The organism is Ensifer sp. ENS08 (assembly GCF_014852195.1).
GTDB classification, from domain to species: Bacteria; Pseudomonadota; Alphaproteobacteria; order Rhizobiales; family Rhizobiaceae; genus Ensifer; species Ensifer adhaerens.
The window spans coordinates 1-831 of sequence record NZ_JACVBF010000049.1; the positions used below are offsets into that span (position 1 = coordinate 1).

At 66.4% G+C, this 831-nt stretch carries 1 protein-coding gene and 1 pseudogene; both read left to right on the forward strand.

Translation table 11 applies throughout. From position 1 onward, the window contains the following. Window positions 1–203 (forward strand): annotated as a pseudogene (locus IB272_RS34440) (glycine C-acetyltransferase); the annotation flags it as partial. Between the two features lie 11 nt (window positions 204–214). Then, the coding region (locus IB272_RS34445; protein ID WP_192445890.1) for an alcohol dehydrogenase catalytic domain-containing protein at window positions 215–831 on the forward strand (617 nt) is incomplete at its 3' end.

Consider the following 831-nt stretch of genomic DNA (forward strand, 5'->3'; position numbering starts at 1 on the left):
TGCTCGGTGATGCCGCACTCGCCCAGGAGATGGCGGCGCGCATGCTGAAGAAGGGCGTCTATGTCATCGGCTTCTCCTTCCCGGTGGTGCCGAAGGGCCAGGCGCGCATCCGCACGCAGATGTCGGCAGCGCATAGTGAAGCGGACGTCCGCCGGGCAATCGCCGCCTTCGAAGAGGTCGGCCGCGACCTCGGCGTGATCTGAGGGAGAGACTGATGACGAACATGATGAAGGCGCTGGTGAAGTCGAAGCCGGAAGAGGGCCTCTGGATGGAGCGCGTGCCGGTGCCGGAGATCGGCCCGAACGACGTGCTGATCAAGGTGAAGAAATCGGCGATCTGCGGCACCGACGTGCACATCTGGAACTGGGACCAGTGGGCCCAAAAGACCATTCCGGTGCCGATGGTCGTTGGTCACGAGTTCATGGGCGAGATCGCCGAGGTCGGCTCGGCGGTCACCAAATACCATGTCGGCGAGCGGGTCTCGGGCGAGGGCCACATCGTCTGCGGCAAGTGCCGCAACTGCCGGGCCGGCCGCGGGCATCTGTGCCGCAACACGCTCGGCGTCGGCGTCAACCGGCCGGGCTCGTTCGGCGAGTTCGTCTGCCTGCCGGAGTACAACGTCGTGCCGATCCCGGAGGATGTGCCCGACGAGATCGCGGCGATCTTCGATCCGTTCGGCAACGCGGTGCACACAGCACTCTCCTTCGATCTCGTCGGCGAGGACGTGCTGGTGACCGGCGCCGGGCCGATCGGCATCATGGGGGCGCTGGTCGCCAAGCGTTCCGGCGCGCGCAAGGTGGTGATCACCGACATCAACCCGACGCGGCTGGC